The organism is Micrococcus sp. HMSC067E09, from assembly GCF_001812555.1.
GTDB lineage: Bacteria > Actinomycetota > Actinomycetes > Actinomycetales > Micrococcaceae > Micrococcus > Micrococcus lylae.
The window spans coordinates 155,894-169,995 of the sequence record NZ_KV809452.1; the positions used below are offsets into that span (position 1 = coordinate 155,894).

Genomic DNA, 14,102 nt, shown 5'->3' on the forward strand with positions numbered 1-14,102 from the left:
TCAGTCCCGGGGCAGGTGTTCGTCGGCCTCGTCCTCGGCGGCCTCCTCCGGCACGGAGGCGCCCCCGTTCCCCGGGGCGGGGACGCCGTCGGCGGGGTCGACGCTGGAGAAGGTCCCCGGGTCGGCGGGGGTGGCGGTGTCCGGCGGCGGGGCGTCCTCGCCCTCGGCCAGCAGGTCCGGGACGGTCTCGCGCAGCACCTCGAGCGGCAGGGCGCCCTGGCGGGCGACCCGGAAGGGGGTGACGGTGCAGTCGACGATGGTCGACGGGGTGTTCTCGGCGCGCGGGCCGCCGTCCAGGTAGACGGAGACGGTCTCGCCGAGCATCTCCTGGGCCTCCTGGACGGTGGTGGCCGCGGCCATGCCGGTGCGGTTGGCGGAGGAGACGGCCATCGGGCCCACGGCGTAGAGCAGTTCGCGCGCGGCCGGGTCCGCAGGCACGCGCAGGGCCACGGTGCCGCGGGTCTCGCCGAGGTCCCAGGTAAGGGTCGGCTGGGACTTGAGGATCAGGGTGAGCGGCCCGGGCCAGTGCTCGGCGGCCAGCTGTTCGGCGGCCTCGGGGACGTCGTACGCCAGGCCCTGCATCACGTTGCGGTCCGCGATGAGCACCGGCGGCGGCATGGTGCGGCCTCGGCCCTTGGCGGCCAGCAGCACGGCGACGGCCAGCGGGGAGAACGCGTCCGCACCGATGCCGTAGACGGTGTCGGTCGGCAGCACCACGCACTCGCGGTTGCCCAGGGCCGTCCGGGCACGCTCCACGGCGTGGTGAAGGTCGGAGGTGTCCGTGACGTCGATCAGCTCACTCACGCGGTCCATTCTTCCATCATCGTCCTCTCTGTCGGTCAGGCGCGCACGGCGTGCAGCCAGCGGGGGCGTCCGGTCAGGTCCTGGTGCCCGACGACGTCGGCCCAGGCCCCCTGTGCCCTCACGGCCGCGACCAGCTCGGGCCCGTGGGTCTCGTCGTGCTCCATGGTCAGCACTCCCCCGGTCCGGAGCAGCCGGGCGGCCGCCGTGGCCATCGTCAGGGGGATGCGGGTGCCGGCCGCGTCGCCGCCGTAGAGGGCGATCGCCGGATCGAGGCGAGCCTCCGGCTGGGCCGGCAGCCGCCCGTCGGGCACGTACGGCGGGTTGACGGTCACCGCGTCCGCCGTGCCGTCCAGCTCGGACAGCGCCGCGGCGGCATCGCCGAGCACCAGGTGGACGCCGAGCGGCTCCAGGTTCCGGGCCGCCCAGCGGTGGGCGGCCGGGTCCAGCTCCACGGCGTGCACGTCGGCGGGCCGCCCGGTCTCGGCGCGGGCGTGGGCGAGGGCGGCGGCGACGGCGCCGGAGCCGGTGCACAGGTCCACCAGCACGGGGCGGTCGATCCCCGCCACGGCTGCCAGGGTGTGCTCGACGAGCAGCTCGGTCTCCGGGCGCGGCAGGAAGACCCCGGGGCCCACTTGCAGGCACACGCCGTGGAAGGAGGCCTCGCCCGTGAGGTGCTGCAGCGGCACGCGCTCGACGCGCCGGGCGACGAGCTCGCCGTAGCGCGCGGCCTCGTCCGCCGACGCCTGGGCGCCGGCGAGGATGCGGGCCAGGGCGGCACCGGTCTGAAGACCCATCACGTGGGCGGCGAGCTGCTCGGCGTCGGCCCGCGGGCTGTCCACCCCGGAGCCGGACAGACGCCGGAGCGCACCGCGCACGAGCAGGTGCCAGTCCGTCGTCGCCGGCTGCGGGAGGGCACCGCCGGAGGCGGGCCCGGCACCGTCCGCGGACAGGCCGCTGCCGGTCATGCCGCTCCCCCGCCGAGGGCGTCGAGGCGGCGCTGCTCGTCCTGGGCCTGCAGGGAGGCGATGACGGGGCCGAGGTCTCCGTCCAGCACGGCGTCCAGGTTGTAGGCCTTGTAACCGGAGCGGTGGTCCGCGATCCGGTTCTCCGGGAAGTTGTAGGTCCGCACGCGCTCGGAGCGGTCCAGGGTGCGGACCTGGCCGTGGCGTGCGGCGGCGTCCGCTGCCTCGCGCTCCTGGCGCTGCAGGTCCAGCAGGCGGGAGCGCAGCACGCGCAGGGCGGCCTCGCGGTTCTGCAGCTGCGACTTCTCGTTCTGCATGGACACCACGATGCCCGTCGGCAGGTGGGTCAGGCGCACGGCCGAGTCGGTCGTGTTCACGGACTGCCCGCCCGGGCCCGAGGAACGGAAGACATCCACCTTCAACTCGTGCGGATCGATCCGGACCTCCTCGGCCTCCTCCGCCTCCGGCAGCACCAGCACGCCGGCGGCCGAGGTGTGGATGCGCCCGGCGGACTCGGTGACGGGCACGCGCTGCACCCGGTGCACACCGCCTTCGAACTTCAGGGCCGCGAACACACCCTCGGACGGGCCGGACCCCGTGCCGCGCACGGCGATCTGCGCGTCCTTGTACCCGCCGAGGTCCGATTCCGTGGCGGAGAGCACCTGGCAGGACCAGCCGCGGGACTCGGCGTAGCGCAGGTACATCCGCACCAGGTCCCCGGCGAACAGCGCGGCCTCCTCGCCGCCTTCGCCGGCCTTGACCTCCATGATCACGTCTCGGGCGTCGTCCGGGTCGCGCGGGATGAGCACGCGGCGCAGGCGCTCGGCGGCCTCGTCCCGGCGTGCGGTGAGCCCGGGCAGCTCGGCGGCGAAGGCCTCGCCGTCCTCCCCGGGCTCGGCGGCCAGCTCGGCGGCGTCGGCCAGGTCCTCCTCCGCCTGCTCCCACGCGGTGTGGGCCGCGACGACGGCCCCCAGCTCCGCGTACCGCCGCCCCAGGCGTCGGGCCAGGGCGGCATCTGCGTGCACGGCCGGGTCGGCCAGGCGCTCGGTGAGCTCGCGGTGCTCGGCGAGCAGCTCGGTGACGGAGTCGAACACGGCGGTGGCCTTTCGGGGTGGGACGGGGCAGCGGCGGACAGGACAGGGGCGGACACGACGACGCCGGCCCCGGCGGAAGCAGGTGCTCCCGCCGGGGCCGGCGTGGCGGTGTGGACTAGTCGTCGCCCTTCGAGCCCAGGGTGGTCTTGGAGACCAGCATGAGGAACTCGGCGTTGGACGCGGTGTCCTTGATCTTGTTGGTGAGCAGCTCCAGCGCCTGCTGGGTCTCCAGACCGGAGAGCACGCGGCGCAGCTTCCACATGATCTTGACCTCCTCGGGGGAGAGCAGGGCCTCCTCGCGGCGGGTGCCGGACGCGTTGACGTCCACCGCCGGGAAGATCCGGCGCTCGGCGAGCTGGCGGGACAGGCGCAGCTCCATGTTGCCGGTGCCCTTGAACTCCTCGAAGATGACCTCGTCCATGCGGGAGCCGGTCTCCACCAGGGCGGTGGCGAGGATGGTCAGGGAGCCGCCGTTCTCGATGTTGCGGGCGGCGCCGAAGAACTTCTTCGGCGGGTACAGCGCCGAGGAGTCCACACCGCCGGAGAGGATGCGGCCCGAGGCCGGCGCGGCCAGGTTGTAGGCGCGGCCCAGGCGGGTCATGGAGTCGAGCAGGACCACCACGTCTCGGCCCAGCTCCACGAGGCGCTTGGCACGCTCGATCGCCAGCTCGGCCACGGTGGTGTGGTCGTCCGCCGGCCGGTCGAAGGTCGAGGCGATGACCTCGCCCTTCACCGAACGCTGCATGTCCGTGACCTCCTCCGGGCGCTCGTCGACGAGCACCATCATGAGGTGGACCTCGGGGTTGTTCGTGGTGATCGCGTTGGCGATCGACTGCAGGATCATCGTCTTGCCGGCCTTCGGCGGGGAGACGATGAGGCCGCGCTGGCCCTTGCCGATCGGGCTGACCAGGTCGATCACGCGCGGGCCGACCAGCTTGTGGTCGGTCTCCAGGCGCAGGCGCTCCTGCGGGTACAGCGGGACCAGCTTGGAGAACTCGACGCGGGTCGGATCCTCCTCGGCCGGGGCGCCGTTCACGGTGGACAGCTTCACCAGGGCGTTGAACTTCTGGCGGTTGCCGCCGCCGCTGTTGCGCTTCTCGCCCTCACGCGGGGCACGGATGGCGCCGACCACGGCGTCGCCCTTGCGCAGGCCGTACTTCTTGACCATCTGCAGGGAGACGTAGACGTCGTTCTGGCCGGGCAGGTAGCCGGAGGTGCGGACGAAGGCGTAGTTGTCCAGCACGTCGAGGATGCCGGCCACCGGCTGCAGGACGTCGTCCTCGGTCAGCTCGGTGTCGTCCACCTCGGGGCCGCCGCGGCCGCGGCGGTTCCGGTTGCGGTCGTTGCGGTTGCGGTTGCGGCGGGAGCGACGCGAACCGCGCTCGTCGTCGTCGCGGTCGCCGCGGTTCCGATTCCGGCCGCCCTTGTCATTGCGGCCGCCGTTGTCGCGGTCGTCCTCGTCGCGGTCGCCGCGCTTCCGGTTCCGGCCGCCGTTGTCGTTGCGGCCGCCGTTGTCGCGGTCGTCCTCGTCGCTGCTGCGGCCGCCCTTGTCCCTGCGGCCGTTCTCGCGCTCGTGGCTGCCGGACTTCTTCTCGTCCTCAGAGCGGTCGCCGCGGTCCTCGCGGTCGCCGCCGGAGGCCTTGTCCTGGCCCTCGCCACGGGTCTCGTCCTGACCCTGCTTCCGGCGGCCACGGTCGCGGCTGTCCTGCTCGCCCTGGCTCTGCTCGTCCCGGCTCTGCTCGTCCTTGCGGTCCCCGCGCTGCTCGGCCGGCGCGGAGCCGTCCGAGTCGACGCGGCGGGAGCGGCGGGCCGGGCGCTCGGAGCGCTGTTCGCCCTGCGCGGTCTCGTCCTTCTCCGTCTTCTCGGCGGCCTTCTTCTGCTCGGCGGCCTTCTTCTCGGCCGCACGCTTCTCCGCGGCCTCGCGGTCGGCCACGGCACCGCCGCGCTGGTGGTCGGCGATCGCGGCCACCAGGTCCGACTTGCGCATGCGGCGGCTGCCGGTGATGCCGAGCTGGGAGGCCAGGGCCTGGAGCTGGGCGAGCTTGAGAGAGGCCAGTCCGCCGCCGGCGTTCGCGGAGGGGGCGGTCTGTTCCATGGATTCGGTCACGAAGGGTCCTTCTGACTCGGTTTCGGCCGTGGCGCGCTCACTGCGGGCACGGCTCGTCGATGGTTTCCGGCCGTGCTGCGCTGCGGCAGCCCTGAGGGCCGGGTGAAAAAGAGGGGGTTCTCCGCCACGGGTGGGGAGGTGGTCGTCGCCGTCGCGGCGATGCCTGCGAACCGGTCCTTGCCGATGTCCCAGAACGGGACGTGTGGAAGACGGGTCCGCCACCGCAGCAGAAGCCTGGATCGGCTCCCGTCAGCCGTGTTGGAGTGTCTCCACCCTAACACCCTCGGACGCCACGGCACTCACCGTCACGGTCCAGCGCGCCGCGGTCGACTCCGCCTCGGCCTGCAACAGCCCGGCCGCTTCTTCGGCGGCCGTCGCGCCGGCGGCGAGCACCAGCACGGTCGGGCCGGCACCGGAGACCACGGCCGCGTGGCCGGCGCGGCGCAGCACCTGGACCAGCCGGGCGCTCTCCGGCATCGCAGAGGCACGGAAGTCCTGGTGCAGCCAGTCCTTGGTGGCCGGCAGCAGCAGGGACGGGTCCTCGGCGAGGGCGTGCGTCAACAGCGCGGCGCGGCCGGCCTGGGCGGCGGCCACGGCGTGCGGCACGGTCTCCGGCAGCAGTCCGCGGGCGGTGTGGGTGGCCAGTCGGGCGTCCGGCACCGCCACCACCGGCACCAGGTCCGGGTGCAGTCGCAGCCTGGCGGTGCGGAAGCCGCCGTCGGCGTCGTCGACCCAGGAGGCGGTGGCGCCTCCGACCAGGGCGGGCGCCACGTTGTCCGGGTGGCCTTCGCGGTGCGCACACGCGTCCAGCAGGCCGGCCGGATCCAGCCGGCCCCTCGGCTCGAGCAGCGCCTCGGCACCGGCCAGGGCCGCCACCACGGCGGCCGCGGACGACCCCAGGCCGCGCGAGTGTGGGATCACGTTGCGGGCCTGCAGGGCGAGACCGGGCGCCGTGGCGCCCCTGATGGCCAGATGCTCCAGGGCGAGGCGGACGATCAGATGCGTGCCGTCGTCGGGCAGGGCCCCCTCCCCCTCCCCGGTGACGCGGGCGGACGAGGGGCCGTCCACCACGGTGAACGTCACCTCGTCCCGCAGCTCCAGGGCGAGGCCGAGGGTGTCGAAGCCCGGGCCGAGGTTCGCGGAGGTGGCCGGCACGGCCACGCGCACGGACCGGCCGGCCGGGAGCGCACGCAGCGTCGGCATCAGGACAGCCCCAGCGCCTTGGCCACGGTGACCACGTCGACGTCCACGGACTCGGGGGTGACGTCAGATCCGTCGGCTGCCTTGAGGGCCCACTGCGGGTCCTTCAGGCCGTGCCCGGTGACGGTGATGACCCAGGTCTTGCCCTCGGGCACGTCGCCGGCGGCATGGTGCTTGAGCAGCCCTGCCACGCCGGCGGCGGAGGCCGGCTCCACGAACACGCCCTCCTTGGAGGAGAGCCAGCGGTGCGCCTGAAGGATCTCTTCGTCCGTCACGGAGTCGATGAGGCCGCCGGAGGCGTCGCGGGCGGCGGTGGCCTGGTCCCAGGAGGCGGGGTTGCCGATGCGGATGGCCGTGGCGATCGTGTCCGGCTCGAGGATCGGGTGGCCTGCCACGATCGGGGCCGCGCCGGCGGCCTGGAAGCCCCACATCGTCGGCGTCGTGGTGGCCACGGCCGGAAGCTCCTCGTCCGAGGTGCCCGGGTGCGGGTTCACGTACGGTCGGGCGTACTCCTGGTAGCCCTTCCAGTACGCGGTGATGTTGCCGGCGTTGCCGACCGGCAGCAGGTGGTAGTCCGGGGCGTCGCCGAGGGCGTCGACCACCTCGAACGCGCCGGTCTTCTGGCCCTCGATGCGCGCCGGGTTCACCGAGTTCACAAGGAACACCGGGTAGTTCTCGGAGAGCTTGCGGGCCACCTCGAGGCAGTTGTCGAAGTTGCCCTGGACCTGCAGGATCTGGGCGCCGTGGGCCACGGCCTGGGACATCTTGCCCATGGAGATCTTGCCCTCCGGCACCAGCACCGCGCAGGTGATGCCGGCCTGTGCCGCGTAGGCGGCGGCAGAGGCGGAGGTGTTGCCGGTGGAGGCACAGACCACAGCCTCGGCCCCCTCGGCCACGGCGGCCGTGATGGCCATGGTCATGCCGCGGTCCTTGAAGGAGCCGGTGGGGTTCATGCCCTCGAACTTCACGTACACGTCGCCGGCCACGAGCTCGGACAGGTGCGGAGCCTGGATCAGCGGGGTGCCGCCCTCGCCCAGGGTGATGACGCGGGTGTGCTCGGTGACCGGCAGGCGGTCGGCGTACTCGCGGACGACGCCCTTCCACTGATGTGCCATCAGGTGTTCACTTTCCTTCGACTCGGACGACGGAGACGACGCCGCGGACGACGTCCAGGTCGCGCAGCTCCTCGACGGTGGCGTCGAGGTCCCGCTGGCGGGCGTGGTGGGTGATGATGCGCAGCTGGACCTCGCTCTCGCCCTCGGCGGTGGCGGAGTTCTGGCGCATCGCCTCGATGGAGACGCCGTGGCCCTCGAAGACGCCGGCCACGCGGCGCAGCACGCCGGGGGCATCGGCGACGGTGAGGACCACCATCACGGAGGTGTGGGCCTCCTCGGCGTCCAGCGCCGGCAGCGAGGCGATCGAGGTGCGCACGCGGGCCGGGCCGCCGCGCACGAGGCGCTCGGCCACCGAGACCACGTCGCCCATCACCGCGGAGGCGGTGGGGGCTCCGCCGGCGCCCGGGCCGTAGAACATGAGCTCACCGGCGTTCTCCGCTTCCACGTACACGGCGTTGTAGGCGCCGCGGACGGCGGCGAGCGGATGCTCACGCGGGACCATGGTGGGGTGCACGCGCAGCACGGCGCCCTCGGTCCCGTCCTGTCCGGTGCGGCGCTCGGCGATGCCGAGCAGCTTGATGACGTAGCCGGCGTCCGCGGCCGCGGCGGAGTCGGCGGCGGTGATCTGCGTGATGCCCTCGCAGGAGACCTCGTCGATGGAGTAGTCCGTGCCGAAGGCGAGGGTGGCCAGGATGGCGACCTTCGCGGCGGCGTCGTGGCCCTCCACGTCTGCGGTGGGGTCGGCCTCGGCGTAGCCCAGCTCCTGGGCCTCGGCCAGCGCGTCGGCGAAGTCCGCGCCGGCGCTGTCCATGCGGTCCAGGATGAAGTTCGTGGTGCCGTTGGCGATGCCCATGATGCGGGTGACCCGGTCCCCGGAGAGCGAGTCGCGCAGCGGGCGCAGGATGGGGATGGCGCCGGCCACGGCGGCCTCGAAGGCCAGCTGGGCGCCGTGCTCGGCGGCGATGGCCGAGAGCTCCTCGCCGTGCCGGGCCAGCAGCGCCTTGTTGCCGGTGACCACGGCCTTGCCGTCCCGCAGCGCCTGCTCGATCAGGGTGCGCGCCGGTTCGATGCCGCCCATCAGCTCGACCACGATGTCCGCGCCGTCGATCAGCGGCTCGGCCTCCGTTGTGTACACGTCCTTCGGCAGCTGGTAGTCACGTCTCCGGTCCGTCGAGCGCACGGCCACGCCGGCCAGGCGCAGCGGAGCACCGGCCTTGGCGGCGAGCATGTCCGCGTCCTCGGTGAGGATGCGGGCCACCTGGGATCCCACGGTGCCGCCGCCGAGCAGGGCGACGGTGATGGCCTGGGTGGTGGTCTGCGGCTGCGTCATGGTCCTCCTGGTGGGCGTTGCTTCGACTGTGCGCGGCACGGGGCGGCCGTCGGTGCGGTGTGTGCCGTCCGCCGTCCTCAGCGGGCGGGGTCCTGCGGGTCGACCTCGCGATCCAGCAGGTCCGCGACCGTCTCCCGGCGGATGATCGTGCGGGCCGCTCCCCCGGTGACGGCCACGACGGCCGGGCGGGGCAGCGCGTTGTAGTTGGAGCCCATCACGTGGGTGTAGGCGCCGGTGGCCGGGACGGCGAGCAGGTCGCCGCGGGCCACGTCTGACGGAAGGTACACGTCCTTCACCACGATGTCCCCGGACTCGCAGTGCTTGCCCACCACGCGAGACAGCACGGGGGTGGCCTGCGGCGCGCGGTTCGCGCAGACGGCCGTGTAGTCCGCGTCGTAGAGCACGGGACGGGGGTTGTCCGACATGCCGCCGTCCACGGCCACGTAGCGGCGGGCGGCGGTGGTGCCGTCCGGGGCGTCCACGTCCACGGTCTTGGTGACCCCGACGGTGTACAGGGTCAGGCCGGCGGGGCCGGCGATGGCGCGGCCGGGCTCGATGGAGATCCGCGGGCAGGCCAGACCGTGCTCGGCGGTGGCGGCGCGGACGGCCTCGGCCAGCGCCGCGGCGATCTGCGCCGGCGGCCTCGGAGTGTCCACGGCGGTGTAGGCGATGCCGTGGCCGCCGCCGAGGTCCAGCTCGGCCAGCTCGACGCCGTGGGCATCGCGCACCTCGGCGAGGAAGGCGAGCACGCGCTGGGCGGCGAGGGCGAAGCCGTCGGCCTCGAAGATCTGGGAGCCGATGTGGCAGTGCACGCCGATCAGCTCCACGGACTCCGCGGCCAGGGCCGCCTCCACGGCCACGGCGGCCGGCGAGCGCCCGGTGACGTTGCCGTCGTCGTCCCCCGTGGCCGGGGCCAGGGAGAGGCCGAATTTCTGGTCCTCGTGCGCGGTGGCGATGAACTCGTGGGTGTGCGCGTGCACGCCGGGGGTCAGACGCAGCATCACCGGAGCCGTCAGACCGTGCTGCGCGGCGAGCTCGGCCAGGTGGCGCAGCTCGTCCACGGAGTCCACGATGATCCGGCCGACGCCCTGGGTGAGCGCGTCCAGCATCTCGGCGTCCGACTTGTTGTTTCCGTGCAGCCCGATGTGCGCCGGGTCCACACCGGCGCGCAGGGCGATGGCGAGCTCGCCGCCGGAGGCGGTGTCCACGCGCAGGCCCTCCTCGGCTGCCCACCGAGCCGTGGAGAGGGTGAGGAAGGACTTGCCTGCGAAGTAGACGTCCGCTCCCCCGCAGAGGTCGGCGAAGGCGGCGTCGAAGCCGGACTTGAAGGCGCGGGCACGGGCGCGGAAGTCGTCCTCGTCCACCACGAGCAGCGGGGTGCCGAAGGTCTCCGCGAGCTCGGCGGCGGGGATCCCCTGCACGGTGAGCTGCCCGGCGCCGTCGCGCGCCACGCCGGCGGCCCACAGTCGGTCCGTCAGCGCGTTGGCGTCGCCCGGGGCGGGCAGCCAGTCCGGGGCCAGCGGGGAGGCGCCCGCGGCCGGGGGCTGCGCGGACTCCCCTGCGACGACGGCCGGTCCGGTGGTCTTGTCGGGCTCGCTCATTGCGGGCCTCCTCACATTTTTGCGGGAGCGGAGACGCCGAGCAGGTCCAGGCCGTTGCGCAGGACCTGGGCGGTGGCGTCGTTGAGCCAGAGGCGGGTGCGGTTGACGTCCTGCACTGCGCCGCGGGTGCCGTCCTGTTCCGGGGCGGGGACGATGCGGCAGGCGGCGTACCAGGAGTGGTAGGCGCCGGCGACGACCTCGAGGTGGCGGGCGATGCGGTGCGGCTCGCGCAGGCGGGCGGCCATGCCCACCACGGACGGGAACTCGGCCAGCTGGGCGAGCAGCTCGCCCTCGGTCGGGTGCGTCAGCAGGGAGGCGTCGAACGCGGAGCGGTCCACGTCGTGGGCGGCGGCGGTCTCGGCGGCGTTGCAGGCGCGAGCGTGGGCGTACTGCACGTAGAAGACCGGGTTGTCGTTGGTGGCCGAGCGCAGCAGCTCCGGGTCGATCGTGATCGGCGAGTCGGCCGGGTAGCGGGCCAGGTCGTAGCGCAGGGCGTCGCGGCCGAGCCACTCGACGAGGTCCTTGAGCTCGATGATGTTGCCGGCGCGCTTGGACAGCTTGGCGCCGTTGACGGAGATCAGCTGGCCGATGAGGATCTCGATGTTCTGCGCCGGGTCGTCGCCGGCAGCGGCCGCGATGGCCTTGAGGCGGCCGACGTAGCCGTGGTGGTCCGCACCGAGCAGGTACACCTTCTCGGTGAATCCGCGGTCGCGCTTGTCCAGGTAGTAGGCGGCGTCGGCGGCGAAGTAGGTGGGTTCGCCGTTGGCCCGGATGAGGACGCGGTCCTTGTCGTCGCCGAAGGCGGTGGTCTTCAGCCACACGGCACCCTCGCGCTCCTCCACGTGGCCCTGCTCCCGCAGGCGCTCGACGGCCTGGCCGATGGCGCCGGTGTCGTGGAGGCGGCGTTCGGAGGTGAACACGTCGAAGTGCACGTCGAAGGCCGTGAGCGTGTCCTTGATGTCCTGCATCTGCAGCTCGTAGGCGGCCTCGCGGACCACCGGGCGGGCGGCCTCGTCCGTGAGGTCCAGGACGTCCGGGTGGTCCTTGGCCACCTGGTCGGCGAGGTCCTGCACGTACTGGCCGGGGTAGCCGCCCTCGGGGACCTCGCGCCCGTGCAGGCGGGCGAGCACGGAGTCGGCGAAGACGTTCATCTGGTTGCCCGCGTCGTTGACGTAGTACTCGGCGGTGACGTCCGCTCCGGAGGCGCGCAGCAGGCGGGTGATGGCGTCGCCCAGGGCGGCCCAGCGGGTGTGGCCGATGTGCAGCGGGCCGGTGGGGTTGGCGGAGACGAACTCCATGTTCACCACGTGGCCGGCCAGGGCGTCGTTGCGGCCGTAGGCCTCGCCGGCCTCCACGATCTGGCGGGCCAGCTGCCCGGCGGCCGCGGCGTCCAGGGTGATGTTGAGGAAGCCGGGGCCGGCCACGTCGACCTTCGCCACGCCTTCCTGGGCGCCCACGCGCTCGGCGAGGACGGCGGCGAACTCGCGCGGGTTCATGCCGGCCTTCTTGGCGAACTGCATGGCCACGTTGGTGGCCCAGTCTCCGTGCTCGCGGCTGCGGGGACGCTCGACGCGGACGCGATCTTCCGAGAGCTCCTCACGGAGGGTCTCCGGCAGAGCGCCGTCCTCGACGGCGGCCAGCAGCTGGGCATGGATCAGGGAGGCGAGTTCTTCAGGCTTCACGGGGCCAAGTCTAGGGGCGGGACGTCCTGCGCGTCGTCCTGTGGCGCGGGGGTCCGGCCGGTGGGTTCCCGGCGGCCCTCGTCCCGCCACGCAGCCAGTCCCCCGCCGAGCGTGTGCAGGGTGTCCGCGAGCTCTGGGCGGGCATCGGCGAGCGCTGCGAGACTGCGGGCGGACCGGGCGCCGGAAGCGCACCAGAGCACCACGGTCCGCGCGCCGTCGGGTCGGAGCCGCTGCGGGTCGGCCAGCAGCTCGTCCAGCGGCAGGTGACGGTCGGCAACGCCTTCGGGCGGCTCGATCCGGTCCACCCGTCGCTCCCACCCCTCCCGGACGTCCACCAGCATCAGGCCCGCGCGGGCCTGAGGGTCCGCGAACAGGGCGGCGAGCGCCGCGGGGGCCAGTTCGCCCGTGGCTCGTCCCCGCGCAGCGGCATCGGCGCCGTCGGCACGAGCAGGGGCTGTGCCGTCCTGCCGTCCCTGATCCTCGACGACGGCGGCGCATCCGGGAGCGCCGTGCGCCTCGTGCTCGCTCAGGTCCGTGACGGGTGGGCGCGCCGGATCCGGGGCGAGGGCCAGGGTGGTGAAGCGCAGGGTGAGCGCGTCCACGGTGAGCAGCCGGTCGGTGAGCGTCTCCCCCACGCCGGCGAGGTGCTTGATCGCCTCGGCCGCCATGAGGGAGCCGACGATGCCCGGCAGCACGCCGATCACGCCGGCGGCGGCGCAGGTGGGCACCTGGCCCGGCTCGGGCTCCTCCGGGAAGACGTCCCGGTAGCGCGTACGGCCCGGGGCGAAGAGGGACAGCTGCCCGGCGAAGCGCAGAATCGCTCCCCACACCACGGGCACGCCGGCGATCTCGCAGGCGTCGGCCACCAGGTAGCGGGTGCCGTAGGTGTCCGCACCGTCCACCACCAGGTCCATGCCGGTGATCAGCTCCAGGGCGTTGGCCGCCGTGAGTCGCACCGGGTGCTCGACCACCCGGCACTGCGGGTGCAGCTCCCGCATCCGCGCCGCTGCCGAGGAGGTCTTGGGCTCCCCCAGGGTGGACTCGCCGTGGATCACCTGGCGGTGCAGGTTGGAGCGGTCCACCACGTCGTCGTCCACCACGTGGATCTCCCCCACCCCGGCGGCGGCAAGATAGGCCAGCACGGGCGAGCCGAGCCCGCCGGCGCCGACCACGAGCACGCGGGAGCGCAGCAGCGCCAGCTGTGCCTCGGGACCGAAGCCGTCCAGGGTGAGCTGCCGGGAGAAGCGCTCCAGCTGGGTGTCGTCCAGGTCCTCCAGGCCCTGCGGGCCCCCGCGGGGCCGGGAGGAATGCTGCGGGGAATCCAGTGGGGTCCGACTCACCGCCCCTGCCCTCCGTGCGCGTCCCCTTCCCCGGCGGCGTCCGGCGTCGGGTCGATCCGGCCCACCCGCGGCGAGGAGGCCCGGGCGTGCTCACGGCGCGGAATCCGCCCGGCCCGGGCGGCGTGCCAGCCGGAGGCCACAGCGAGCCGACAGGCGGAGGCCATGCGGGCCGGGTCGGCGGCGCGGGTGATGGCGGAGGCGGCCAGGACGGCGTCGCACCCGGCCTCCATGGCCAGGGTGACGTCCGAGGCGGTGCCGACGCCGGCGTCGAGCACCACGGGCACACCGGCCCGGGCGACGATCAGCTCCAGGTGGTGCCGGTTGAGGATGCCCAGCCCGGAGCCGATGGGCGACCCCAGGGGCATGACGGCGGCGGCGCCGGCCTGCTCCAGGCGCAGGGCGGTGACGGGGTCGTCCGAGGTGTAGGCGAGCACGGTGAAGCCGTCTGCGGCCAGCCGCTCGGTGGCCTCGAGGGTCTCCACCACGTCCGGCAGCAGGGTGTGCTCGTCCGCGATGACCTCCACCTTCACCAGGTCCGTCTCCAGGGCTTCCCGGCCCAGCCGGGCGGTGAGCACGGCGTCCCGGGCGGTGTGGCAGCCTGCGGTGTTGGGCAGCACGTCGATGCCGAGGCGGTCCAGCAGCTGGACCAGAGAGGCGCGGGTGTCCGTGGCCCAGCGGCGCAGGGCGACCGTGGTGAGCGTGGTGCCGGAGGCCACCAGCGCACGTTCCAGAGCGGCGAGGTCCGTGATGCCGCCGGTGCCCATGATCAGGCGGGAGGCGAGCTCGTACCCGCCGATCCGCAGGGGCGGCACGGCGGTGTTGCACCCGCTCCCGTCCGGCACGGCGGTATCCGCAGCGGTGTCCACG

At 73.7% G+C, this 14,102-nt stretch carries 11 protein-coding genes; all 11 read right to left on the minus strand.

The window, feature by feature from the left end:
* Positions 1 to 813, minus strand: coding sequence for an L-threonylcarbamoyladenylate synthase (locus HMPREF2863_RS10130; RefSeq protein WP_083315368.1), 813 nt, complete (start codon positions 811 to 813; stop codon positions 1 to 3).
* 26 nt (positions 814 to 839) lie between these two features.
* The gene (locus tag HMPREF2863_RS10135; RefSeq protein ID WP_083315369.1) at positions 840 to 1,769 is read right to left on the minus strand and encodes a N5-glutamine methyltransferase family protein; all 930 of its coding nucleotides are present in this window, start codon (positions 1,767 to 1,769) and stop codon (positions 840 to 842) included.
* The gene (gene prfA, locus HMPREF2863_RS10140; RefSeq protein ID WP_070639801.1) at positions 1,766 to 2,860 is read right to left on the minus strand and encodes a peptide chain release factor 1; all 1,095 of its coding nucleotides are present in this window, start codon (positions 2,858 to 2,860) and stop codon (positions 1,766 to 1,768) included. Before prfA ends, HMPREF2863_RS10135 begins: the two co-directional genes overlap by 4 nt.
* A 115-nt stretch (positions 2,861 to 2,975) precedes the next feature.
* Positions 2,976 to 4,955, minus strand: a complete 1,980-nt coding sequence (rho, locus tag HMPREF2863_RS10145; RefSeq protein ID WP_180525309.1) for a transcription termination factor Rho — start codon at positions 4,953 to 4,955, stop codon at positions 2,976 to 2,978.
* A 261-nt stretch (positions 4,956 to 5,216) separates the two neighbouring features.
* A complete protein-coding gene (thrB, locus tag HMPREF2863_RS10150; RefSeq protein ID WP_070639806.1) occupies positions 5,217 to 6,170 on the minus strand; it encodes a homoserine kinase in 954 nt (317 codons plus the stop codon).
* Positions 6,170 to 7,282: a threonine synthase gene (thrC, locus tag HMPREF2863_RS10155; protein ID WP_070639808.1), complete on the minus strand. Its 1,113-nt coding sequence runs from the start codon at positions 7,280 to 7,282 to the stop codon at positions 6,170 to 6,172. Before thrC ends, thrB begins: the two co-directional genes overlap by 1 nt.
* Positions 7,283 to 7,289: 7 nt before the next feature.
* Positions 7,290 to 8,612, minus strand: coding sequence for a homoserine dehydrogenase (locus tag HMPREF2863_RS10160; RefSeq protein ID WP_070639811.1), 1,323 nt, complete (start codon positions 8,610 to 8,612; stop codon positions 7,290 to 7,292).
* A 77-nt stretch (positions 8,613 to 8,689) separates the two neighbouring features.
* Complete coding sequence (gene lysA, locus HMPREF2863_RS10165) at positions 8,690 to 10,213, minus strand: diaminopimelate decarboxylase (RefSeq protein ID WP_083315370.1); 1,524 nt, start codon at positions 10,211 to 10,213, stop codon at positions 8,690 to 8,692.
* A gap of 11 nt (positions 10,214 to 10,224) precedes the next feature.
* Positions 10,225 to 11,895: an arginine--tRNA ligase gene (argS, locus tag HMPREF2863_RS10170; RefSeq protein ID WP_070639814.1), complete on the minus strand. Its 1,671-nt coding sequence runs from the start codon at positions 11,893 to 11,895 to the stop codon at positions 10,225 to 10,227.
* Positions 11,892 to 13,235, minus strand: a complete 1,344-nt coding sequence (locus HMPREF2863_RS10175) for a HesA/MoeB/ThiF family protein (protein WP_246828877.1) — start codon at positions 13,233 to 13,235, stop codon at positions 11,892 to 11,894. The genes argS and HMPREF2863_RS10175 overlap by 4 nt, the downstream gene beginning before the upstream one ends.
* Positions 13,232 to 14,101 (minus strand): thiazole synthase, encoded by an 870-nt coding sequence (locus tag HMPREF2863_RS10180; protein WP_305791291.1) that lies wholly within the window; start codon positions 14,099 to 14,101, stop codon positions 13,232 to 13,234. Before HMPREF2863_RS10180 ends, HMPREF2863_RS10175 begins: the two co-directional genes overlap by 4 nt.
* Position 14,102: the final 1 nt, after the last annotated feature.

What these genes read in the sequence shown, in the direction of transcription:
- HMPREF2863_RS10130 (WP_083315368.1), bottom strand. Translation starts at nt 813, where the DNA reads ATGGACCGCGTGAGTGAGCTGATCGACGTCACGGACACCTCCGACCTT.
- HMPREF2863_RS10135 (WP_083315369.1), bottom strand. Translation starts at nt 1,769, where the DNA reads ATGACCGGCAGCGGCCTGTCCGCGGACGGTGCCGGGCCCGCCTCCGGC.
- rho (WP_180525309.1), bottom strand. Translation starts at nt 4,955, where the DNA reads ATGGAACAGACCGCCCCCTCCGCGAACGCCGGCGGCGGACTGGCCTCT.
- thrB (WP_070639806.1), bottom strand. Translation starts at nt 6,170, where the DNA reads ATGCCGACGCTGCGTGCGCTCCCGGCCGGCCGGTCCGTGCGCGTGGCC.
- thrC (WP_070639808.1), bottom strand. Translation starts at nt 7,282, where the DNA reads ATGGCACATCAGTGGAAGGGCGTCGTCCGCGAGTACGCCGACCGCCTG.
- HMPREF2863_RS10160 (WP_070639811.1), bottom strand. Translation starts at nt 8,612, where the DNA reads ATGACGCAGCCGCAGACCACCACCCAGGCCATCACCGTCGCCCTGCTC.
- lysA (WP_083315370.1), bottom strand. Translation starts at nt 10,213, where the DNA reads ATGAGCGAGCCCGACAAGACCACCGGACCGGCCGTCGTCGCAGGGGAG.